Source organism: Pseudomonas sp. YJ42, assembly GCF_047225135.1.
GTDB lineage: Bacteria > Pseudomonadota > Gammaproteobacteria > Pseudomonadales > Pseudomonadaceae > Stutzerimonas > Stutzerimonas stutzeri_E.
On record NZ_CP178378.1, the window covers coordinates 1156170 to 1177015 of the forward strand.

The 20846-nt window shown below is 61.3% G+C and carries 21 protein-coding genes; 6 read left to right on the forward strand and 15 right to left on the reverse strand.

Annotation, left to right across the window (positions count from 1 at the left end; genetic code table 11):
* Nucleotides 1-48: 48 nt before the first annotated feature.
* Together ACL0K2_RS05035 and ACL0K2_RS05040 are read right to left on the reverse strand one after the other, a co-directional pair.
* Nucleotides 49-567: a nucleoside 2-deoxyribosyltransferase gene (locus ACL0K2_RS05035; protein WP_239611658.1), complete on the reverse strand. Its 519-nt coding sequence runs from the start codon at nucleotides 565-567 to the stop codon at nucleotides 49-51.
* Nucleotides 568-591: 24 nt separating this feature from the next.
* Complete coding sequence (locus tag ACL0K2_RS05040; protein WP_045162533.1) at nucleotides 592-1680, reverse strand: calcium:proton antiporter; 1089 nt, start codon at nucleotides 1678-1680, stop codon at nucleotides 592-594.
* Between the two features lie 217 nt (nucleotides 1681-1897).
* Here ACL0K2_RS05040 and ACL0K2_RS05045 point away from each other — a divergent pair, with 217 nt between their 5' ends.
* A complete protein-coding gene (locus ACL0K2_RS05045; protein ID WP_413043939.1) occupies nucleotides 1898-2980 on the forward strand; it encodes a BMP family ABC transporter substrate-binding protein in 1083 nt (360 codons plus the stop codon).
* Between the two features lie 100 nt (nucleotides 2981-3080).
* Nucleotides 3081-4046, forward strand: coding sequence for a 2-oxoglutarate and iron-dependent oxygenase domain-containing protein (locus ACL0K2_RS05050; RefSeq protein WP_045162535.1), 966 nt, complete (start codon nucleotides 3081-3083; stop codon nucleotides 4044-4046).
* Nucleotides 4047-4170: 124 nt separating this feature from the next.
* Here the strand turns inward: ACL0K2_RS05050 and betA are convergent, their stop codons facing one another.
* The 3 genes from betA to betT form a co-directional block, all read right to left on the reverse strand.
* Nucleotides 4171-5847 (reverse strand): choline dehydrogenase, encoded by a 1677-nt coding sequence (gene betA, locus ACL0K2_RS05055; protein WP_045162536.1) that lies wholly within the window; start codon nucleotides 5845-5847, stop codon nucleotides 4171-4173.
* 37 nt (nucleotides 5848-5884) lie between these two features.
* Nucleotides 5885-7357, reverse strand: coding sequence for a betaine-aldehyde dehydrogenase (gene betB, locus ACL0K2_RS05060; protein ID WP_413043940.1), 1473 nt, complete (start codon nucleotides 7355-7357; stop codon nucleotides 5885-5887).
* A gap of 84 nt (nucleotides 7358-7441) precedes the next feature.
* Nucleotides 7442-9511, reverse strand: a complete 2070-nt coding sequence (gene betT, locus ACL0K2_RS05065; RefSeq protein ID WP_045162538.1) for a choline BCCT transporter BetT — start codon at nucleotides 9509-9511, stop codon at nucleotides 7442-7444.
* A gap of 371 nt (nucleotides 9512-9882) precedes the next feature.
* Here betT and tsaA point away from each other — a divergent pair, with 371 nt between their 5' ends.
* The gene (tsaA, locus tag ACL0K2_RS05070; protein ID WP_239611679.1) at nucleotides 9883-10575 is read left to right on the forward strand and encodes a tRNA (N6-threonylcarbamoyladenosine(37)-N6)-methyltransferase TrmO; all 693 of its coding nucleotides are present in this window, start codon (nucleotides 9883-9885) and stop codon (nucleotides 10573-10575) included.
* Nucleotides 10576-10592: 17 nt separating this feature from the next.
* Here tsaA and ACL0K2_RS05075 read toward each other — a convergent pair whose 3' ends face one another.
* From ACL0K2_RS05075 to ACL0K2_RS05110, 8 genes are all read right to left on the reverse strand, one after another.
* Nucleotides 10593-13130 carry a penicillin acylase family protein gene (locus ACL0K2_RS05075; protein WP_239611664.1) on the reverse strand — a complete coding sequence of 846 codons (2538 nt, stop codon included), beginning with the start codon at nucleotides 13128-13130 and terminating at the stop codon, nucleotides 10593-10595.
* Between the two features lie 72 nt (nucleotides 13131-13202).
* Entirely contained in the window at nucleotides 13203-13667 is a 465-nt protein-coding gene (locus tag ACL0K2_RS05080; RefSeq protein WP_045162541.1) for a DUF2489 domain-containing protein, read from the reverse strand.
* A gap of 7 nt (nucleotides 13668-13674) precedes the next feature.
* Nucleotides 13675-13866, reverse strand: coding sequence for an SEC-C metal-binding domain-containing protein (locus ACL0K2_RS05085; protein ID WP_080890614.1), 192 nt, complete (start codon nucleotides 13864-13866; stop codon nucleotides 13675-13677).
* A gap of 9 nt (nucleotides 13867-13875) precedes the next feature.
* A complete protein-coding gene (locus tag ACL0K2_RS05090) occupies nucleotides 13876-14373 on the reverse strand; it encodes an LEA type 2 family protein (RefSeq protein WP_045162542.1) in 498 nt (165 codons plus the stop codon).
* 193 nt (nucleotides 14374-14566) lie between these two features.
* On the reverse strand, nucleotides 14567-15304 hold the full coding sequence (locus ACL0K2_RS05095) for an S-methyl-5'-thioinosine phosphorylase (protein ID WP_239611665.1): 738 nt from the start codon (nucleotides 15302-15304) through the stop codon (nucleotides 14567-14569).
* 14 nt (nucleotides 15305-15318) lie between these two features.
* A complete protein-coding gene (nagZ, locus tag ACL0K2_RS05100) occupies nucleotides 15319-16317 on the reverse strand; it encodes a beta-N-acetylhexosaminidase (protein WP_413043941.1) in 999 nt (332 codons plus the stop codon).
* Nucleotides 16318-16333: 16 nt separating this feature from the next.
* The gene (locus ACL0K2_RS05105) at nucleotides 16334-16858 is read right to left on the reverse strand and encodes a L,D-transpeptidase (RefSeq protein ID WP_045162545.1); all 525 of its coding nucleotides are present in this window, start codon (nucleotides 16856-16858) and stop codon (nucleotides 16334-16336) included.
* Nucleotides 16859-16897: 39 nt separating this feature from the next.
* Nucleotides 16898-17605, reverse strand: coding sequence for a TetR family transcriptional regulator (locus ACL0K2_RS05110; protein ID WP_413043942.1), 708 nt, complete (start codon nucleotides 17603-17605; stop codon nucleotides 16898-16900).
* Between the two features lie 194 nt (nucleotides 17606-17799).
* Here ACL0K2_RS05110 and lexA point away from each other — a divergent pair, with 194 nt between their 5' ends.
* A complete protein-coding gene (gene lexA / locus ACL0K2_RS05115; protein WP_045162547.1) occupies nucleotides 17800-18408 on the forward strand; it encodes a transcriptional repressor LexA in 609 nt (202 codons plus the stop codon).
* Between the two features lie 11 nt (nucleotides 18409-18419).
* Nucleotides 18420-18902 carry an SOS-induced cell division inhibitor SulA gene (gene sulA / locus ACL0K2_RS05120; protein WP_045162548.1) on the forward strand — a complete coding sequence of 161 codons (483 nt, stop codon included), beginning with the start codon at nucleotides 18420-18422 and terminating at the stop codon, nucleotides 18900-18902.
* Nucleotides 18903-18973: 71 nt separating this feature from the next.
* On the opposite strand, the gene ACL0K2_RS05125 is transcribed toward sulA, so the two are convergent.
* Nucleotides 18974-19213 (reverse strand): hypothetical protein, encoded by a 240-nt coding sequence (locus ACL0K2_RS05125; protein ID WP_045162549.1) that lies wholly within the window; start codon nucleotides 19211-19213, stop codon nucleotides 18974-18976.
* Nucleotides 19214-19418: 205 nt separating this feature from the next.
* Between ACL0K2_RS05125 and ACL0K2_RS05130 the strand changes: the two genes are divergently transcribed.
* Nucleotides 19419-20264, forward strand: a complete 846-nt coding sequence (locus ACL0K2_RS05130) for a DMT family transporter (protein WP_413043943.1) — start codon at nucleotides 19419-19421, stop codon at nucleotides 20262-20264.
* 38 nt (nucleotides 20265-20302) lie between these two features.
* On the opposite strand, the gene ACL0K2_RS05135 is transcribed toward ACL0K2_RS05130, so the two are convergent.
* Nucleotides 20303-20821, reverse strand: a complete 519-nt coding sequence (locus tag ACL0K2_RS05135) for a DUF6586 family protein (RefSeq protein WP_045162578.1) — start codon at nucleotides 20819-20821, stop codon at nucleotides 20303-20305.
* Nucleotides 20822-20846: the final 25 nt, after the last annotated feature.

Below are 20846 nucleotides of genomic sequence, written 5' to 3' on the forward strand. Positions count from 1 at the left end.
TTCCGCGTTAGCCCGACGACTCGAGGCGCATTGGCAAACCGAGTGGGCCTAGGATCGCTCCGCCAGTTCGTCAGCCAGGCATAACAACGCCTCGCGAGCGCCGCCCGCAACCAACCGGGCCGGCACCGCCAGCATCAGATTCACCGGCAGATCGAAGGCTTCCAGTTGTAAGCCGTCGCAGTCCAAGCCTGGCTGTCCGCACAGATGCGGCAACTGGCGCTGCAGGCGCTCGGCATAGCTGCCCGCGCCGTCCAGATATCCCACCACTGGCTTGCCACGAGCCACGGCATAACCCACTTCGAAGCTGGTGCCGCTGTCGGGCTCACCGCCCCGGAAGAAGTTGAGGTCGGCGATCACCGCATCGGCTTGCTCCAACAGGTCCAGATTGGCCTGGTAGATCCAGGCAGCCTGCTCGCGCGCACCGACGATGTGGCGCGGCACCTGCTTGTCCAGCGGGTACAGCCCAATGAAGCCGAAGTCGGCGCAGAGCGCCTTGAGTCGCTCGCCATGCTCGAGTGCATCGGCGCGGAACACGCCGGGACCGGCGAGGTAGATATGTACGTCCATGAAAGTCCATCTGGCTGATGGGCGTCAGAGCCCTATCAGCGAAAGCATGATGAAGGTGGCGAACAACACGAAGTGGGTCATGCCCTCGATCGCGTTGGTCTCGCCGTCGTTCAGGTTGATCGCGGCCACGATCAGGGTGATGAAAATCATCACCGTCTGCACCGGCGACATCGCCATCTGAAACGGCTGTCCACTATACAACGCCAACGCTTCCATCACCGGCACCGTGAGAATGACCGTGGACAGCGAAGCGCCGAGCGCGATATTGACCACCGACTGCATACGATTAGCTAGCGCTGCTCGCAAGGCGGTGAGTATTTCCGGGCTGGCAGAAATGGCCGCGACCAGCAGCGCGGCCAGCATAGGCGGCGCGCCACTGCCTTCCAACCCGACATCGAGCGCCTGGGACATCACCTCGGCGAGCGCGCCGATGATTACGATGCCGGCGCATAGCAGACCGATCGAGCGGCCACGGCTGGTCGTCGCCTCAGACACCACTTCGCCTTTGCGCCGTCGCTTTTCCGGATAGCTGTAGCTGAAGAAGTAGCTGTGCGCACCGACCTGCATGCGCAAGAACAGGCCGTACAACAACAGCATGGCGCCAATGGTGAACACCGAGTACAGCCGCCAGTCTTCACGCGGAATGAACTCCGGCACCACCATCGACACACCCATGGCGGTAAGAATCATCACGCTGTAGGTACGCGCCGAATCGTCGTTGTACGGCTGCTCGCCGTGGCGAAGGCCACCCATCAATGCGGCAAGGCCCAGAATACCGTTGAGATCGAGCATCACCGCCGAGTAAATGGTGTCACGGACCAGCGTTGGTGACGGGTGGTGGGTCATCATGATGCCCAGGATGACCACCTCGACCAATACGGCGGAGAGCGTAAGGATCATCGTTCCGTAGGGATCTCCGACCTTTTCCGCGAGGATCTCGGCGTGGTGTGCGACCCGTATCGACGCCATCACGATCATCAACACGAGTGCGCCGACGGCGGTCAAAGCGACGACGCGTCCGCCACTGAGCAAGCTGCCCTCAACCACGTAGGCGACGACGGCGGCCAACAGGGCCAGGAGCAGGAAGCGCTCTTCTCGCAATAGCGTCAGCATGAAAGATCTCCCGTGGTCTATCGTTCTGATGCACCAAACTGTGGCAGCAACGCTGCCTGTCGCACCTAGCCGGATCCACCATTGGCTCGGCCAGCAACTGCCGGAGAGGTGGATTGGGAACCTCAGCGGGTATCTGTCCAGTTGGTCAGTTTTTTGCAAACCAAACCGCAGCCTCACAGCGGACACGCAAAAAAATATGCAACCAGGAGCAACACCCATGCAGAAGAACACCCGGAAATCCCTGTTCCGCGGCCTCACCGCAGCGATTGGTTTGAGCACTGCCCTTTCCGCCGTTGCAGCCGATCCGCTCAAAGTCGGCTTCGTCTACGTGGGCCCGATCGGCGACCACGGCTGGACCTACCAGCACGAGATGGGTCGTCAGCATCTGGAAAAGGAGCTCGGCGATCAGGTTGAAACCACCTTCGTCGAGAACGTCGCCGAGGGCGCCGACGCCGAGCGAGTGATCCGCAACATGGCCAAGGGCGGCTACGATCTGATCTTCACCACGTCCTTCGGGTATATGAACCCGACGCTCAAGGTGGCGAAACAGTTCCCCAAGGTCACCTTCGAGCACGCCACCGGCTACAAGCAGGACAAGAACCTCGGCACTTACCTGTCTCGTTCCTATGAGGGCCGCTACGTGGGTGGGTTCCTTGCGGCGAAGATGACCAAGACCAAGAAGGTCGGCTATATCGCCTCGTTCCCGATTCCCGAAGTGATCCGCGACATCAATGCCATCCAGCTGGCGCTGGACAAGTACAACCCCGGCACCGAAATCAAGGTGGTGTGGGTGAGCTCCTGGTTCGATCCGGGCAAGGAAGCCGATGCCGCCAACGCGCTGATCGACCAAGGGGTCGACGTGGTTTTCCAACACACCGATAGCCCGGCGCCGATCCAGGCTGCCGAACGTCGTGGCGTCTATTCGGTCGGCTATGCCTCGGACATGGCTCACTTCGGACCGAAGGCGGTACTGACTTCCATCGTCAACGACTGGGGACCGCACTACGTCAAGTCGGCACAAGCCGTGATCGATGCCAGCTGGAAGCCGCAGGACTTCTGGGGTGGACTGGCCGAAGACACCATCAGCCTGCCGATCAGCGACCTGGTGCCGGCGGAGGTGAAGACCGAAGCGGAACAGATCATCGCCGCCATCCGCAGCGGGGAGTTGCACCCCTTCACCGGTCCGATCAAGGATCAGTCAGGTACCGTGCGCATCGCCGATGGGGTGACCGCCAGCAATGGAGATCTGGCGTCGATGAACTACTACGTGCAGGGCATTACCGCCGAGTTGCCGAAGTAGCCGATAAGCAAGCTTGTCGCTTGAGGCCGGGCGCTAGATGCTGCGCAAAGTCGCGTGGGCTTCTAGCTTCTGGCCTCTGACTGCGACCGAGAGATCCGAAATGAACCAACTGCCCGTCATCGATATCGCCCCGCTCTACGCCACAGACGAAAACGGCTGGAACGAGATCGCCCAACAGATCGACGCCGCCTGCCGTGACTGGGGCTTCTTCTACATTCGCAACCATCCGATCGATGCGGCGCGCATCTGTGAGCTGAAGGCACGTGCGCAATCCTTCTTCGCACTGCCGGAAGCCGAAAAGCTCGCCATCGACATCACTAAAAGCCGGCACCACCGCGGCTATGGAGCGATCGCCACCGAGCAGCTCGACCCGAGCAAGCCGAGCGATCTGAAAGAAACCTTCGACATGGGCTTCCACATGCCAGCCGATCACCCGGAGGTGCTCGCCGGCAAGCCGCTGCGCGGCCCCAATCGACATCCGACCATCGACGGCTGGGAATCCTTGTTCGAACAGCATTATCAGGACATGCATGCGCTGGCCTGCACGCTGTTGCGCGCAATCGCCACGGCGCTGGGTATCGACCGGGACTTTTTCGACCAGCGCTTCGTCGAGCCCATCAGCGTGTTCCGCATGATTCATTACCCACCACGGCAAACCGCGACCGCCCCCGAACAGCAGGGTGCAGGCGCCCACACCGACTACGGCTGCATCACCTTGCTCTACCAGGATCAGGCCGGCGGACTGCAGGTGCAGAACGTACACGGCGAGTGGATCGACGCACCGCCCATCGAGGGAACCTATGTCGTGAACATCGGCGACATGATGGCGCGCTGGAGCAACGACCGGTACAAGTCCACGCCGCACCGGGTGATCAGCCCACTGGGAGTGGACCGCTATTCGATGCCGTTCTTTGCCGAGCCGAATCCCGACACGGTCATCAGCTGCCTGCCCGGTTGCCAAGGGCCGGGCAACCCTCCTCGCTACCCGGACACCACCTGCAGTGCCTATATGCTCTCGCGCTTTGCCGAGACCTACGCCTATCGGCGCGAGCCATCACCGGCCTGAGCTGGCCGTCCGCATACGGCGAGGACTCCGAAGTCCGGCATGCCACCGACGGTCGCAACGGGTCGGTTGGATCAATGCCGTTTTCGCCGCTGAAAACGGCAAACCAGGTGTTCTCGTTGCCGCCTCAGTTGCGCAGCGATGGCTGGCGCACCGGCGCGCCATTGGCGACGTAATAAGCGGCGGTGCTACGAGGCAACGGCTGTCGCCCACGAATTCGATCGGCGATCTTTTCGGCGATCATGATGGTGGTGGCGTTGAGGTTGCCGGTGATGATCTGCGGCATGATCGATGCGTCGACGACCCGCAAGCCCTCCACGCCATGCACCCGGCCCTGCCCATCGACCACGGCCATCTCATCCGTGCCCATCTTGCACGAGCAGGACGGGTGATAGGCCGTTTCGCCATGTTCACGAACGAAGGCGTCCAGCTCCGCGTCGCTCTGTGCTTGCGCACCGGGGCTCAGCTCCTTGCCACGATACGGGTCGAGCGCCGGCTGGGCGATGATCTCGCGGGTCAGGCGGATGCTGTCGCGAAACTCCTGCCAGTCCTGCTCGTGAGACATGTAGTTGAACAGAATGCTCGGATCGACCCGTGGATCGATCGAACGGATCTGAACGCGCCCGCGGCTGGGTGAGCGCATCGAGCCGACGTGCGCCTGGAAGCTGTGACCGTCATGGGCATTGCTGCCGTTGTAGTTGACCGCGACCGGCAGGAAGTGGAACTGGATATTCGGCCACTCGAACTCATCGCGGCTGCGAATGAAGCCACCGGCCTCGAATTGATTGCTGGCACCGATTCCTGAGCCGAGGAATAGCCACTCGGCACCGATCGCCGGTTGATTCCACCATTTCAGTGCCGGGTAAAGGGAGACCGGCTGCTTGCACTCGTACTGTAGATACATCTCCAGGTGGTCCTGCAGATTCTGGCCGACTCCAGGCAGGTCCTGGACGATCCCGATGTTCAGGTCGCGCAGCAGCGCCGCCGGCCCGACTCCGGAGCGCTGCAGTATTTGCGGCGAGGCGATGGCGCCGCCACAGAGCAGCACCTCGCGGCGGGCGCGAACAATGGTCGGCTGTTCCCGCCCGCGCAGGTATTTCACACCAACCGCCCGCGTGTTCTCGAACAGCACCCGGTCGGTTACGGCATGGGTGACGATGGTCAGGTTCGGTCGCTCCTTGGCCTGGTCGAGATAGCCGCGCGCGGTACTGGCGCGACGGCCATTGGGCGTGACCGTGCGATCCATGGGGCCGAAGCCCTCTTGCTGATAGCCGTTCAGATCGTCGGTCTTCGGGTAGCCAGCCTGCACGCCGGCCTCGACCATGGCATGGAACAACACGTTGTTGCCGGGTTTGGGCGTGGTGACGCTGACGGGGCCGTCACCGCCGTGGTAATCGTTGGGGCCGATATCGCGGCTTTCGGCCTTGCGGAAGTACGGCAGGCAGTCGTGGTAGGTCCAATCCTCGAGCCCTGGCATACGAGCCCAGTTGTCGTAATCCAGCGCATTGCCGCGGATGTAGCACATGCCGTTGATCAGTGATGATCCACCCAGCCCCTTGCCACGGCCGCAATCCATGCGACGGTTGTTCATGTGCGGTTCGGGATCGGTCCTGTATGCCCAGTTGTAACGGGTCCCCTGCAGCGGATAGGCCAGCGCGGCGGGCATCTGGGTGCGGAAATCGAAACGGTAATCGGGGCCACCGGCCTCCAGCAGCAGCACGCCGACGTCAGCGTCCTCGGTCAGACGCGCCGCCAGTGCATTCCCGGCGGAGCCGGCGCCGATGATGATGTAGTCGTATTCCATGAATCCTCCTTCATACAGGCCGGCGCGTTCGTGCGGCTCAGAACACCGAGGCGAAATCGCCCAGCTCCACTTGCACCGACTTCAGCCGGGTGTAATGCGCCAGGGAAGAAATGCCGTTTTCGCGGCCGATGCCGGATTGCTTGTAGCCGCCAACCGGCATCTGCGCGGCCGACTCGCCCCAGGTATTGATCCAGCAGATACCGGCTTCCATCTGGTGAATGATGCGGTGGGCGCGCGCCAGATCGCGCGTCACCACACCAGCAGCCAGGCCGTAGTCGCTGTCGTTGGCGCGACACACTGCCTCTTCTTCGTCGTCATAGGCCAGCAGGCTCAGCACCGGGCCGAAGATCTCTTCACGGGCGATGATCATGTCGTCGGTGCAGTCGCTGAAGATGGTCGGTTCTATGTAGGCGCCGCGGCCGAACTCACCGTGGGTCACCCGCTCGCCACCGCATAGCAGCCGGGCCCCCTGCGCCTTGCCCTTGGCGATGTAGCCCAGCACGCTCTGCATATGGCCGAAGCTGACCATGGGGCCGAAGGTGGTCTGCTCGTCCTGCGGATCGCCCATCCGGATCCGCTGGACCCGCTCCAGCAGCTTGGCTTCGAACTCGGCCAGTTGCTTACGCGGTACGAAGACCCGAGTGCCATTGGTGCAGACCTGGCCAGAGCTGAAGAAATTAGCCATTACGGCGATATCCGCCGCCCGGTCGAGGTCGGCATCGTCACAAACGATCAGCGGCGACTTACCGCCCAGTTCCATGGTCACGTCCTTGAGCGAGGAGCTGGCAGCGCTGGCCATGACCTTCTTTCCGGTCGCCACGCCGCCCGTGAAGGACACCTTGGCGATGCGCGGATGCTCGGTGAGCATGGCGCCGATTGCGGCACCGGCGCCGGTCAGCACGTTGAACACACCGGCCGGCAGGCCCGCCTCGGTAAAGATTTCGGCCAGTTTGAGCGCGCTCAGCGAGGTCACCTCACTGGGTTTGAAGATCATCGCGTTACCGGCCGCCAACGCGGGCGCGGCCTTCCACAGGGCGATCTGGATCGGGTAGTTCCAGGCGCCGATCCCAGCCACCACGCCGAGGGGCTCGCGTCGGGTATAGACGAAGCTGGTTTCGCGCAGGGGAATCTGTTCGCCCTCGATGGCTGGCGCGAGACCGGCGTAATACTCGAGCACGTCGGCACCGGTAACGATATCGACGCTGCGGGTTTCCATCAGAGGCTTGCCGGTGTCCAGGGTCTCCAGCAGGGCCAGCTCGTCGTTGCGCTCGCGCAGCAGATCGACCGTCTTGCGCAGAATGCGCGAACGTTCCATGCCGGTCAGCGCCGCCCAGAGCTTCTGTCCTTTCTCGGCGCTGGTCACCGCACGTTCGAGATCGCTGCGGGTCGCCTGAGCGACTTCAGCGAGCACTTCGCCGTTGGCAGGGTTGATGCTCTCGAACACCTCGCCGCCGCTGGGATCGACATAGTTTCCGTCGATGTAGAGTCGTTGCCGTGGATAACAAGCCATATTCACCTCTCTCGAATCCGTTTGGGGCGACCGAGTCGCCCGTGTCGGCGAGCCACGGCGAACCTGCCGTTCGCCGCGCCGTGATCAGCTGGCGCCTGGGGCGGTGCCCGGTTCGGATGCGCTGTCGGCCAGCGTGCCTTTCTCGCGCTGCAGATGCAGAAACTGCATGTGATGCTCGTAGTGGTCGAGGATGTCCTCGATCAGTTGCCGTTTGGAGTAACCCATCAGGTCATAGCCGAGACTCCCCTGCCGCAGGTGCACTTCGAGACGGTAGTAGTGCGCCCGGCTACTCTGGGTCCGTACGGCGAACGACGGCATCGCGCTGCGTACCGGCCAGATCTGGTAGGTGAAGTCCAATTCACTGCCCAGGTTGACGTTGAGAATCAGATGCTCGTTGCCCCTCTCGCCCTCGATGATGTCCACCGGCACGCCCTTCTCACCCAGCGCCTGACGTATCTCCTCCATCGCCGGCTTGCCCACTTCCCTCAGATAGCGGCGGATCTGCGACTGGCTGGGAAAGCTCATCGCGCGCGAAAGGCGCTGGCTCCAGTTCAGGTTCGCATGCTCCAGCGTCGCCCGACCGGACAGCTGGCCGGAAAGGCTCTTCTGGTAACTGTCCGCCATCACACCTTCGACATGCAGGGCCTTGAACAATCCCACCATCATGAACAGAAGGACGATGGAGAACGGCAGCCCCATGATCACCACGGTCCCCTGCAACGCCGTCAGCCCACCGGCGATCAGCAGCGCCAGGGTCAACACACCGATGATGGCTGCCCACAGAACGCGCATCCATACCGGTGCGTCGCTGTTCACGTCCTTGAGAATCGAGGTGAAATTGGACAGCACCAGCGAACCCGAATCGCCCGAAGTGACGAAGAAGACGATCGCCAGGATGGTCGCTACCGCGGTGGTCAGGCCGGCCCAGGGCATGCTCTGGAGAAACAGATAGATCGACGAACCCGGATTGCTGACCGCCTGCGCGCCGAACTCGACAGCGCCGTGCATGACCATGTCGATGGCGCTGTTCCCCATGATCGACATCCAGGCCATCATGAAAGCCAGCGGCAACAGCAAGGTGCCAACGACGAACTCGCGAATGGTCCGGCCACGCGAGATGCGCGCCAGAAACAGACCGACGAAGGGGCCCCACGCGATCCACCAGGCCCAGAAGAACACGGTCCAGGCATTCAGCCAGTCGGTGGGCTGATCGTAGGCGTAGGTATCGAACGACAAGCTGATGAAATTGGAAAAGTAGTCGCCAATGTTCATCACCAGCGCGTTGAGCAGAAAGGTCGTCTTGCCGGCGAACAGCACGAACAACAACAGCAGGACCGCCAGCAGCATATTGAACTCGGACAGTCGGCGGATCCCGCGCTCCACCCCCGTGGCGGCCGAGATCGCCGAAAACACCACGATCAGCACCACCAGCACCGCCTGGGTGAAGGTGCCCTCCGGTACGCCGAAAATGTAGTTCAGGCCGAAGTTCAGCTGAATGATGCCAATGCCGAGGCTGGTGGCGATGCCGAACACCGTTCCCAGCACCGCTGCTGTGTCCACGGTGTGTCCGATGGGGCCGTATATGCCTTTGCCAAAAATCGGATAGAGCGACGAGCGAATCGATAGCGGCAGGCCTTGGCGAAAGCTGAAATAGGCCAGGGACATGCCCACCAACGTATAGACGCCCCACCCGGACAGCCCCCAGTGAAGGAAGGTCAGCTCCAGCGCATGGCGCGCTGCCTGTACGGTGCTGCCCTCGCCCACCGGTGGTTCGAGGAACTGAGTGATGGGTTCGGCGATGCAAAAGAACAGCAGGTCTATGCCGATGCCCGCCGAGAACAGCATTGCCGCCCAGGTGATCACGTTGAACTCAGGCTTTGAATGATCGGGCCCTAGCCGGATCTTGCCATAACGGGTGGTGGCGATGACTACCACGAAGAGGAGATAGACCAGCACGGCAAGAAAATAGAACCAGCCGAAGGTGTTGGATATCCAGCCTAGAACGGCGTTTATGACTGAAAGGGATGACGTCTTGAAGAACATCGCCCAGATGGCGAACAGCACAATGGCGATTGCCGAGCTGTAGAAAACCACGGGATTGATGCGGTCGTGAGATGCGTTGGTGTTTCCGGGTGAGAGCTCAGCCTCGTTCATCAGTTCTGTCTCCTGAACTTGTTCTGGCTTTTATGACATCGCAACGCGATGAATGGCGTCAGGCTGGGCGCATAGTTGCAAGGGAACGTCATGATCGCCTGATAAAGACGCAATGCTGAGCGGGACGTCAGCGTCTGCGAGGCACAGGGGGCGCCCCATGATGGATGGGAAGGACAGCGACACCTTAAAAATAGTCTATGTCCGAAAAACGGCTGACCATAGATCCCACCACGCGCTGCAAACGCGCGCCGCTGGCGACACCGAGCGGCTATTCACAGACGTCCAAGGCTCTGAATACGGCCTCGATGGCCGGTGCACCGACACGGGAGCAGGTAAGATGGCGGCCCACGTTTTCACATCACAGCCTCGACATGCCCTATTCCGTCACGCCAATCGGTGTCGTCCGTTCCTGTTTCAAGGAAAAATTCGCCATCCCGCGGCAGCCACAGCTGGCACCGGCGGCCCGGGGCATACTGGAACTGCATCCACCGTTCGATCAGGCGCACGCGCTGGAAGGGCTTGAGCAGGTCAGTCATGTCTGGCTGCTGTTTCTGTTCCACCAGGCGCTCGAGGCCGAGCCCCGTCTACGGGTCCGCCCGCCGCGCCTAGGCGGCAACCGCATGGTCGGTGTGTTTGCGACCCGCTCGACGCACCGCCCCAACGGCATCGGCCAGTCTGTGGTCAGGCTCGAGCGGATCGAACCCGGCCGCCTTCATCTGTCGGGGATCGACCTGCTCGATGGCACGCCAGTGCTGGATATCAAGCCTTACGTTCCTTACGCCGATGCCGTCGACGACGCGCACAATGGCCTGGCCAACGATGCCCCGGAACTCATCCCCGTGCGCTGGACGGAGACGAGCCTGGAACAAGCCCGTTGCGAAGCGCTTCGGCTCGGCGAACCCCTGCAGGCACTGATCGAACAGTGCCTGGCGCAAGATCCGCGACCGGCCTATCAAACGCCGACACCGGAGCGCCGCTACGGGACGCGGCTATGGGATGTCGAGGTGCGCTGGCATTACCCGGACCCGGCGTCCATCACGGTAGTGGAAGTGCTGCGGGTGTAACGCTAGGCGCCGCGAGGCTACTGGCGTGCCGGGGTCAGTAGCAACCGTTCGGTGCCGTAGACCTTGTCCAGATTCTCGGACTTGAACGGGAAGCTCATATAGCCGCCCTTCAACCAGGCGTCGATACCGTCGGCGTAGTGCGGGCTGGCCGGATTGCCGGATTGACCGGAGCTGTTGAGCCCGATCATCGGCTCGTCGCGCCCGAAATCGACGATGATGCGCATCGCCGGGATTAGCCAGGTATCGAAGTTATCGCCCCAGCGGTAGGCCGATACGTTCAAGGTGCTGTGGTCGCCGCCCGCCGCGTATGGCCCGCGGTCCAGATAGCCGCTGATCGCATTGATGCCGGTGCGCTGGCTGGACGGCAGGTAAGGTGCCAGCTGCGTGCTGCCGGTGCGCCAAGTATAGGTGTGCAGTTTTCCCCAACGCCAGGCATCGCGATCAGCCCCCTGCGCGGCTTCCATGCGGCTGAACGCGGCGGCGAGTGAACGCGCCAGGATTGCGGGTTTGTCTTCCCGGCGTGGCGTGTTCCGGTCATCCCAGAACGGACTGTCATCGCGGCCCAGCAGATGATCAGCCTGCGCGGAGTATGAGGCGTTTGCGGTTTCCACCAGCGCCTTCCATGGAGCACTGCTTTCCGGCCCCAGCTCGTCCAGAAACGTCTGTCGCGCCGATTCCATCAGGAAGCTTTCATAAAGGGCCGCATCGGCAGAGTCCGCGGCGAGCTTGCCATCGAAGCTCAGCAATCGCGAGAGCGCTACGCGCGCCCTGCCCCGCTCCGGTTCGGCGAGCGCATCGATGGCGGCTTTCAGCGGCTCCGCCATCCCTGGCGCCTGAAACATGGCCTGCAGCTTGGCGGCGAAGGTTGTTGTCTGATCGTACTGCATCGCCATCACGCTGCGGCTGTCCTGCTTGCCCTGCGCAAGCAGCTCGGCCACGCGCTCGGCACGCTCCGGGTAATACCAGGAGTTGGACAGCTGCATACCGTAGCCCTTGGGCACGGTGCGCTGATTGGCCGTCGCCAGCCAGCCTTGCGGCGGGTCCTGGTCATAGGGATGCAACATGGGATCGGCGAAGCCATCCCAGTCGTAACGCCCATCCCAACCCGGCGATGGCAACAATCCCAGGCCTTCGCGGCGATTCGGGTAGCGACCGGTCACTTGCCAGCCCGTGCTCTGCTCGTCGGCAAACATGATATTGAGCGCGGCCGCGCGGATCTCGCGGGTTGCTTCGAAAGCCTGATCCACCGACTGCGCGCGGGTCAGGTCAAAAAACGCATCCAGCGACTGGTCAGCCTCGAACTGCGTCGTTTTCAGCGCCAACCCGTAGCCACTGCTCAGTTGCAGCGGTTGCAACGGGTGCTTGCGCTCGCCGAGTACGCTGTTCAGCAGCGGGCCGTTGCGGGTTTCGTAGATCGTTTCACGGATCGGTCTTCCACCCTTGATGAAGAAGGTCTCGTGGCGCTCGCGCGCCGGGATCCATCGGCCATCGGCGAGGTACAGCAATCGCCCGCCTTCGCGGCGCACCTGTTCCAGAAACAGGTCTTGGGTATCGCCCATGACCATGGTCATGCCCCAGCCCAGCTTGCCGTTGAAGCCCGCGATCACCGCAGGCACGCCTGCGATCGTTACCCCGGCGGCCTGGAATTTCGGCGAGCGGATCTGCACGAAATTCCAGTACGAGGGCATCGACAGCGGCAAGTGTGTGTCGTTGGCCATCAGCGGCTTGCCGCTGCGGGTGTTGCTGCCGGATATCGCCCAGTTGTTGGAAGCGGCGACCCCCAACATGTTCAACGAAGCAACCCCGGAGGCCGCGTTGTTGAGCGCGGCGAGCCCTGGTATCTCGCCGCTCAGCTTCAACCCCTTCAGCTTGTCGGCTTCATCGAAGGGTAGCGGCTCGTCGGGATAGGTCGGTAGCAGCCAAGCGACCTTATCGCTGCCTACCTGCTGAGCCATGACCAACGACGCGATCTCTTCCTGCAGATTGACCGCCAGTCCGAAGTTCAACAGGCAGAAGATCAGCACCGAATCTTCAGGCTTCCAGTATTCCGGGGTATAGTCGGCGGCAGCCAGATCCATTGGCAGCTTTTCGCGATGGCGGAACAGATAGGCATTGACGCCGCGAGCATAGACCTCGAAAAACCGCTTCATCCGCGGCGAGCTTTCTCGATACAGCACGGTAGCGCTTTGCCGAAGATTCACCGCCCGCATGAAACGGTCGATCTCCAGCACACCAGGCCCAGCCATCTCCGCCAAACGTCCCTCGGCCATGAGCCGCAAGTTAACCATCTGACTCAGACGGTCAGTCGCATGCACGTATCCGAGACCGAACAGCGCATCGTGGAATGTCGCCGTCTCGATCAAGGGCATGCCCAACGTATTGCGCCTGATGCTTACGCTCTTGTCCAAACCAGTGATGGCCTGGACGCCATGCGCGGGTGGCAGGCTATCGCTGTAGCGGCTGTCCAGATAAGACTGACAGCCAATGAGGCCGCCAGCTACCAATGCAACGCCCAAGGTCAGGCGAACCAGAACGAACGGCAGACGCAAAGACATCGACGGCTCCTTACAGACAGGGCACTACGGAACAGAAGGATAGATGGGTGTGGATGCGCGATGCCGTCGCGCTCAGGCAGCTTCCCGGTTCTTCGGCAACACTTCGTCGAGCAACCAGCGGGCGGACCGGCGAGCCTCAGCCTTGTGTTGTAATTCGAGCGCACTGAAGTTGGCTTCGTGGCGGCGCCGTTCGGCTTTGTCCAGCGCCTTCCAGGCAGCGTGTGTCGGCACCTTTTCAGTCGCCTCGAACAGCACTTGGAAAACCTGGCAGCGCGGATCCTGGCCAAGATTCGAGTCGTAATTATCCAATAGCACCTTGATCCGGATCGCGCCTTCGATCAGCGGTACCTGCTCGTCGAGCAGGCTGCCGGCAAGCACACGCAGATCCGCCGCAAGCGCGGCATGCTGCTGCGCTTGCATATCGGCTAGCTGCCGCTCTCTTCGCCAAACCCGGCGCCATAGATGCAAGGCGTATCCAGCCAATGCCGCGATCAGCAGCAGAGCGGCAACCAGCAACGTTATGGCGAGCGGCGTCATGAGCGGATCAGGCTCCGTGGCACTTCTTGAATTTCTTCTGGCTTCCGCACGGGCACGGGTCGTTGCGGCCGACATCCTTCAGCGGATTTCGAACCGGGTCGTGGCTATGGTTGCAATGCGGTCCATGGACATGGGGGGCATGGTCGTGATCGTGATCGTGGCTGCAATCGGGGCCGTGCACATGGGCGTCTTGGTTCATCGGTGTTGCTCACTCCGGGATAAAGTTGCCGGGGATTATCTCGCCATTGGTTGCAATGTGCACGCGTCGACCGAGCATCAGGCCCGTTTTCAGCTCGCCCTCCAGACGATAGGCAATCGGACGGTCCGGTTTTTCCAGCAATCGCACGATGTACTTCATATGCCGCCACAGGTTGGTATAGATCGGCACTTCGTAGTACTCGAAGCCATGAGCGGGGACGGTTGTCCAGCCACTGGACTCACCGCTCGCCAGCTCGATGTCGTTGAGGTGGACGGTGTAGACGAGGCCGCGCACAGGCAAACTCTGCTCATTGGGGTTGTCGATGCGGAAACGCAGCATGAACTGCTGTTCGAGGAGCCTCGCCTTGATGATCTCGACATCGGTGAGCTGGACACCTGGGTCTTGGAAATCACTGCTGAACCAGGTCGAACAACCGGCAAGGCCTGACAGCAAACCCAGCAAAACCACTGCTCTCGATATTCTTCTTATAGGTGCGTGGCAAAGCATTCCGGTACTCCAAAGGACGGCCAAGTGTAGCAAGCGGCAGATTGCCTGCAATGGGGTTGTTTGGCGAATTTATCGCGTCCCTGCTACGCCTTTGCGACCGCTCTCATTGCGGTACTGGAAGACCGCTAGCCCCCTTCCCATCGCTGCGGCCTTCCGGTGCTGCAAGCGCTGCGCACCTCGTGTCGGTAACTTTTTAGCCTGCCAGCGCGCGCGCCAGCACGGCACGGGTTTTGACGATTCCCTCCGCCAGCGCAGCCTCGATATCCGCCATGGTGATGATGCCTGACGTTTTACCGGCGGCCGGATTGACTACCAAGGCCAGGCAGGCATATGGCAGCTCTAGCTCGCGGGCTAGAACCGCTTCGGGCATACCGGTCATTCCGACGATATCGCAGCCATCGCGCTCCATCCTGGCAATTTCGGCAACCGTCTCCAGCCTCGGCCCCTGAGTGCAGCCATAAACGCCATGGCTGCTGAACAAAAAGCCCTCGGCTGCCAGACCGGCGATCAGACGCTGGCGCAATGACTCATCGTAGGGGTAGCTAAAGTCGACATGGGTGACATGCTCGATGTCGCCTTCGAAGAAGGTGTGTTCGCGGCCATAGGTGTAATCGATCAGTTGATGCGGTACGCATAGGTGGCCTGCACCCATCGCCGAATGAATGCCACCAACCGCATTCACCGCAATGATCGCCTGTGCCCCGGCGCGTTTCAGGGCCCACAGATTGGCGCGATAGTTCACCTGATGCGGCGGGATACGGTGTGGATGGCCGTGGCGAGCCAGAAACAGCACCTCTCGCCCCGCATATGTGCCACGAAGAAGGTCGGCCGACGGTGAGCCGTAGGGTGTTTCCATGGGCACCGCTTCATCCAGGGTGAGCCCGGGCAGCTCCGTGAGGCCGGTGCCGCCGATAATGGCGTGGACAGTCATGATTGTTTCCTTGGTCAAGCGATCAGTTCCGCTGCTTTGAGCGTGGCGATGGACGCATGCCAACGCGGATCCTGCTTATATTCCAGCGAGCCCGCCGCGCGGCGGCGCATCGTCGCCAACGCCGGTGATGGCTGCACGCCGAGACGCTGCAGCGCCGATAGTGCCAACTCGGCCGCTCCCCTGTCGTTGCATACCAGGCCCATATCGCAGCCTGCCGTCAACGCCGCCTCGATCCGGCTCCCCGCATCGCCGGCGACATGGGCACCGGCCATCGACAGGTCATCGCTGAAGATCACCCCGCGAAAGGCCAGCTCCGTACGCAAGATGCTCTGCAGCCATCGCCGGGAGAAACCGGCCGGCTTGTCATCCACCTGCGGGTAGATCACGTGCGCGGGCATCACCGCATCGAGCTGGCTCGCCAGCCGTTGGAACGGGACCAGGTCATGCTCGCGAAGCGCTTGCAGCCCCCGTTCATCGACGGGGATCGCCACGTGGGAATCGGCCTCAGCCCATCCATGGCCCGGGAAGTGCTTGCCGGTTGCGGCCATTCCGGCGCGATGCATCCCCTGGATGAACGCCCCGGCGAGCTCGGTGGCTCGCTGTGGATCACCTTCGAACGCACGGGTACCCACCACGGCGCTGCGCTGGTGATCGAGATCGAGCACCGGCGCGAAACTGAAATCCAGTCCAACCGCCAGCACTTCCGTGGCCATTACCCAACCGCAGATGTCTGCTAGGACCTTCGCATCAGCACGCGACGCGAATTCGCGCATCGCTGGCAGACGAATGAAGTCGCGCCGCAACCGCTGAACGCGCCCGCCCTCCTGATCGACGGCCAGCAAGATATCGGGCCGTACCGCTCGAATTGCCCGACAAAGCTCCTGCACCTGACGAGGATGTTCGATATTGCGGGCAAACAGAATCAGCCCGCCTACTTCCGGCTGACGCAGCAACTGGCGATCCTCTGCGGTCAGCCAGATGCCGGCGATGTCCAGCATCAATGAACCTTGCATGATAGTGAGCAGATCCTTAATTCAATGTTGCGCTCGACCAATCCGGACAGGCCGTTTCGCCTATCTGTACGGCACAGCCAACCGGCACCCGAGGGAAAAGATCGAGCAAGTCGGCATTACGCAGCCTGATACAGCCATGGGAAAGCGGTACGCCCATGGGCTCCGAATCAGGCGTGCCATGCAAATAGATATAACGACGGAAGGTGTCGACCGCACCCATACGGTTGAATCCGGGCTCGCACCCGCTGAGCCAGAGGATTCGGCTCAAGATCCAGTCGCGTCCAGGAAAGCGGTCGTGTAGTTGCTGATTCCAAACTTCCCCGGTCCAGCGGCGGCCACGCAGAACGGCCCCGCACGGCAATCCCTCGCCGATACGCGCGCGTACCCGGTGCAGGCCACGCGGCGTGCAGCCGGACCCGTTGCGCTCACCGGCACCGTTACGCGCTGTAGAGATGGGCAGCCGAACACACAGCCTGCCACTGGAAAACCCGTAGAGCAGCTGGTCGGCAATGGAAATATGAAGAAAATCGAGATCGGGCATAGACGGCAAGCTTAGCCGATCCCCCCTTGAGCATGCACGTTAACCCTTCGCGGGCATCGCCAACGCGTTACGCCGGGCGATCGGATGCGCCTTTACCAGGCTTGGATCCTCCACGCCCGAATCGGCCCGCATACCGGCCGCGAGAAACGGGACCATCATGCGCATGACCTGCTCGATGGAAGTTTTGGCGCCGAAATCGTTCTCGGCGATGGCTCGCAGCGCCTTGATTCCCGACATGCTGAACGCTGCGGCGCCGAGCATGAAATGCACGCGCCAAAACAGTTCGATCGGCGGAATCGAAGGTGCGGCCTCATGCACGCGCAACATATAACGACGAAACACCTTGCCGTACATATCTTCAAGATAACGACGCAGGTGGCCCTGGCTCTGACTGAAGGAGAGGCCCAACAGCCGCATGAAGATCGACAGGTCGTCACCGCTACGTGGCGTTACGGCGAGCGCCTGTTCAACCAGAATCTCCAGCAGTTCCTCGAGATTTTCCTTTCGGTCAGACTCGGCTTCACGTCTATCCAGTTCACGCTCGAGGCTTATGCAGAAGGGTCCGAGGAAACGCGAGAAGACCGCCTGGATAAGGGCCTTTTTCGAACCGAAGTGATAGTTCACCGCCGCCAGATTCACCCCGGCCTTGCTGGTGATCAGGCGCAACGAAGTCTCGGCGAAGCCTTTCTCAGCGAACAGTTGTTCCGCTGCATCAAGAATACGCTCCACTGTTTCAGACTGCGCCATGCCCCCTCCCCTGACAAACAATCGTTTGAAACTTACGTTTCAAGCTGTTCCAAGTCAACCAAGAAAGCGCCTGAACACTCTTTTGGCCGCCAAAGCTTGCACCAAGCCGGCCCAGCCCTCAACCAAACAAAGATTGCCAAGCATCAAGCACTGTATATAATCCCAGTCACTGTATAAAAGAACAGAGACCGCTCATGATCAAGCTGACCCCACGCCAGTCGGAAATTCTCGCCTTCATCAAGCGCTGCCTGGAAGACAACGGCTATCCGCCGACACGTGCGGAGATCGCTCAGGAGCTGGGTTTCAAATCACCCAATGCCGCTGAAGAACATCTCAAGGCTTTGTCTCGCAAAGGCGCTATCGAAATGACGCCGGGCGCTTCGCGCGGAATACGTATTCCCGGCTTCGAACCAACTACTGAAGAGAGCGGGTTACCCGTCATTGGCCGGGTTGCCGCCGGTGCACCAATTCTTGCGCAACAACACGTTGAAGAATCCTGTCAGATCAATCCTTCATTTTTCCATCCCAAGGCCGATTACCTACTGCGTGTACACGGAATGAGCATGAAGGATATCGGCATATTCGATGGCGACCTGCTTGCGGTTCATACCACACGGGAAGCACGCAACGGTCAGGTCGTCGTGGCTCGGATCGATGATGAAGTCACGGTGAAGCGCTTCAAGCGCGAGGGTGACAAGGTCTGGTTATTAGCCGAAAACCCGGAATTCGCGCCCATCGAAGTGGATCTCGAACAGCAGGAACTGGTTATTGAAGGTTTAAGCGTCGGCGTGATTCGCCGCTAAAGGAGAGGCTCATGCAGTACCACCCTCAACTCAGCACAAGCAAACCACCACAACTGACCTTGTTCGAGGGGCTGATCGCACATCGTCTGACGCCATTCGAAGATGTCGCTACCGCGCCCAAGGACCCTGCCGATGATTGTCTGAGCGAAATGACTCTGAGCGGAAGCGGCGATCACTGTCGCCTGTTGCTTTCCCCGATCCTGCGCGAACTCAGCGGGGCAGCCGATATACGATGGCTGACACTGATCGCACCTCCTGCGTCGCTTTCGCAAAGCTGGCTTCGAGAAACCGGTCTTAATCGCGATCGCATCTTGCTGCTGCAGGCCCGCGAAACCCAGGGTTCCCTTGAGTTGGCGTGCAAGGCGCTCTCGTCCGGCTGCAGCCATACGGTCATTACCTGGTTCCCGCGCCTCGACAAGGCCAGCCGACTGAAACTACGCGTAGCGGCCACGCAGGGCAACGCGCAAAGCCTGAACATTCGCTTGGGTCATTGACACCCGAATCGTCGAGCACACGGACGTGCCGAAATCTGCCTAGCCGCAAAGGCTACCAGGCAATCCAATCCTTAATGCAGGACGCGCGGCCCCTCTTCGTCGTCTCGTTCGAGCTCTCCTTCCGATACTCGCCCCGCCATCTGCACGCCGACGTTGAACATCGCCTTGGCAATTTCGACATGCTGACCTTGCAGAAAAACCTTGGCATCGTCAGAGAAGTCCAACGTAACCAGTACGCCTTCGTCTTCAGCGCGACGCAGCACAATGCTCCCGTCGGGTAGCTCGACGATTTCCAGAAAAGACGTTGGCATGAATCTGCTCCCCGTGAAACGGCGCATTGTAACAGCCGACCGACCTGTAGACAGCACTGGTCGTTCTCCGTTTGGACATACGCCGCATAGCGTCAGGCTGGTATTCGGCGAAGAAGGTGCGTCATTACGCAACGGCACAGTAGGATAATGCCTTACCAAGCCATGCCAGCGGTCAGGGCATCCCACTGGCTCCAAGGAATTCAGGATGACCTTCAGAACCCTTCTGCTGACAGCACTGGCCATGCTCGCCTTTGCCGGCAACTCGTTACTTTGCCGCGCGGCACTACGCGACAGCCAGATCGATCCAGCCAGTTTTACCGCGCTGCGCCTGTTTGCCGGAGCGCTGGTGCTGTGGCTGTGGCTGTTGCTGTGGCTGCGCAAAGGCCCGTCGAGGGTGGCCGGCAATTGGTACGGCGCCCTGGCGCTCTTCACTTATGCCGCTGCGTTTTCCTATGCCTATCTGCACCTCGATGCCGGTGCCGGCGCGCTGCTGCTGTTCGGCGCGGTTCAGCTGAGCATGATCGTCTGGGGGCTGTTCAAAGGAGAGCGACTGCATCGTTTGCAAACGGTCGGGATAGTGTTGGCTGCGGGCGGACTGGTCGCGCTTCTGCTTCCTGGTACGAGCACACCGTCGTTGTCAGCTTCGCTGTTGATGGCCCTGGCAGGGGTCGCCTGGGGGGCGTACTCGCTGTTGGGAAAAGGAACGCCTGATCCACTGGCGGCCACCGCCGGAAACTTTATTCGCAGCCTTCCGATCATGGCCGTACTGGGCCTGCTGGCGCTCAATGGGCTCGAGTGGAACAGCGCCGGGGTAGTCTATGCGCTGTTATCCGGCGGGCTTACGTCGGGTATCGGCTACGCCATCTGGTATGCCGCCCTGCCGGGCCTGGCGGCCATCCAGGCGGCCAGTGTGCAACTGAGCGTGCCGCTTCTCACCGCTTTGGCGGGAAGCCTGCTTCTGGGGGAATCCCTAACGGGCAGATTGGTGGCTGCGGGCCTTGCCATTCTGGGTGGGATCGCCCTCGTATTGCGATTCAAGCACCGAGCGTGAGGTGACACCTGAGACACGAGGATCGCTCGCCTGCCCGCTTACCATTCGGTAAGCGATTCGCGAAAACGCAAGGCCAGGTCCTTCAGACTGCGTCGCCAGGACTCCACCTCTTCACGCGTCAGCGCTGGAATTTCTTCGCCTACGCTGACGGCCTCGATCAACGGCATGGTCGGGTCGGTCTTGGGCTTGGCCGGCGCGCGTGGCGGCGCGAACAACGCCGCATGGGCGTTCAACAACTGCGCAAGCCAAGTCCCGGAGTGGTCAGCCAGCTCGATCAGTTCAGCCAGTTCGGGGCTCGGCGAAGAATCCTGCGAGGGACGTGACAGCAGCAATTCCGCACGCGGCGCACTGGCATCTGGCAAACGATAGTAGCCTGCAACCTCGTGACAAAGGCCAAGCACCGCGCCGTACAGATGGAACAGGCTGGCCTCTCGCTCCGCCTGGATCAGCCCCGGAGCGTTCATCGCGCCTTTTTCTTCGGCCCGTCGCCAACTCTCGAGGGCGAGGCCGGCAAAGTAGATTTTTTGATTGGTACGGGTATACAGCTCGTGAGCCATGGCGACGGCCTCCCAACAGTTGAAA

Excerpts from the sequence above, each read along its gene's own strand:
- ACL0K2_RS05035 (WP_239611658.1), bottom strand. The coding sequence starts at position 567 with ATGGACGTACATATCTACCTCGCCGGTCCCGGCGTGTTCCGCGCCGAT.
- ACL0K2_RS05040 (WP_045162533.1), bottom strand. The coding sequence starts at position 1,680 with ATGCTGACGCTATTGCGAGAAGAGCGCTTCCTGCTCCTGGCCCTGTTG.
- ACL0K2_RS05045 (WP_413043939.1), top strand. The coding sequence starts at position 1,898 with ATGCAGAAGAACACCCGGAAATCCCTGTTCCGCGGCCTCACCGCAGCG.
- ACL0K2_RS05050 (WP_045162535.1), top strand. The coding sequence starts at position 3,081 with ATGAACCAACTGCCCGTCATCGATATCGCCCCGCTCTACGCCACAGAC.
- betA (WP_045162536.1), bottom strand. The coding sequence starts at position 5,847 with ATGGAATACGACTACATCATCATCGGCGCCGGCTCCGCCGGGAATGCA.
- betB (WP_413043940.1), bottom strand. The coding sequence starts at position 7,357 with ATGGCTTGTTATCCACGGCAACGACTCTACATCGACGGAAACTATGTC.
- betT (WP_045162538.1), bottom strand. The coding sequence starts at position 9,511 with ATGAACGAGGCTGAGCTCTCACCCGGAAACACCAACGCATCTCACGAC.
- tsaA (WP_239611679.1), top strand. The coding sequence starts at position 9,883 with ATGCCCTATTCCGTCACGCCAATCGGTGTCGTCCGTTCCTGTTTCAAG.
- ACL0K2_RS05075 (WP_239611664.1), bottom strand. The coding sequence starts at position 13,130 with ATGTCTTTGCGTCTGCCGTTCGTTCTGGTTCGCCTGACCTTGGGCGTT.
- ACL0K2_RS05080 (WP_045162541.1), bottom strand. The coding sequence starts at position 13,667 with ATGACGCCGCTCGCCATAACGTTGCTGGTTGCCGCTCTGCTGCTGATC.
- ACL0K2_RS05085 (WP_080890614.1), bottom strand. The coding sequence starts at position 13,866 with ATGAACCAAGACGCCCATGTGCACGGCCCCGATTGCAGCCACGATCAC.
- ACL0K2_RS05090 (WP_045162542.1), bottom strand. The coding sequence starts at position 14,373 with ATGCTTTGCCACGCACCTATAAGAAGAATATCGAGAGCAGTGGTTTTG.
- ACL0K2_RS05095 (WP_239611665.1), bottom strand. The coding sequence starts at position 15,304 with ATGACTGTCCACGCCATTATCGGCGGCACCGGCCTCACGGAGCTGCCC.
- nagZ (WP_413043941.1), bottom strand. The coding sequence starts at position 16,317 with ATGCAAGGTTCATTGATGCTGGACATCGCCGGCATCTGGCTGACCGCA.
- ACL0K2_RS05105 (WP_045162545.1), bottom strand. The coding sequence starts at position 16,858 with ATGCCCGATCTCGATTTTCTTCATATTTCCATTGCCGACCAGCTGCTC.
- ACL0K2_RS05110 (WP_413043942.1), bottom strand. The coding sequence starts at position 17,605 with ATGGCGCAGTCTGAAACAGTGGAGCGTATTCTTGATGCAGCGGAACAA.
- lexA (WP_045162547.1), top strand. The coding sequence starts at position 17,800 with ATGATCAAGCTGACCCCACGCCAGTCGGAAATTCTCGCCTTCATCAAG.
- sulA (WP_045162548.1), top strand. The coding sequence starts at position 18,420 with ATGCAGTACCACCCTCAACTCAGCACAAGCAAACCACCACAACTGACC.
- ACL0K2_RS05125 (WP_045162549.1), bottom strand. The coding sequence starts at position 19,213 with ATGCCAACGTCTTTTCTGGAAATCGTCGAGCTACCCGACGGGAGCATT.
- ACL0K2_RS05130 (WP_413043943.1), top strand. The coding sequence starts at position 19,419 with ATGACCTTCAGAACCCTTCTGCTGACAGCACTGGCCATGCTCGCCTTT.
- ACL0K2_RS05135 (WP_045162578.1), bottom strand. The coding sequence starts at position 20,821 with ATGGCTCACGAGCTGTATACCCGTACCAATCAAAAAATCTACTTTGCC.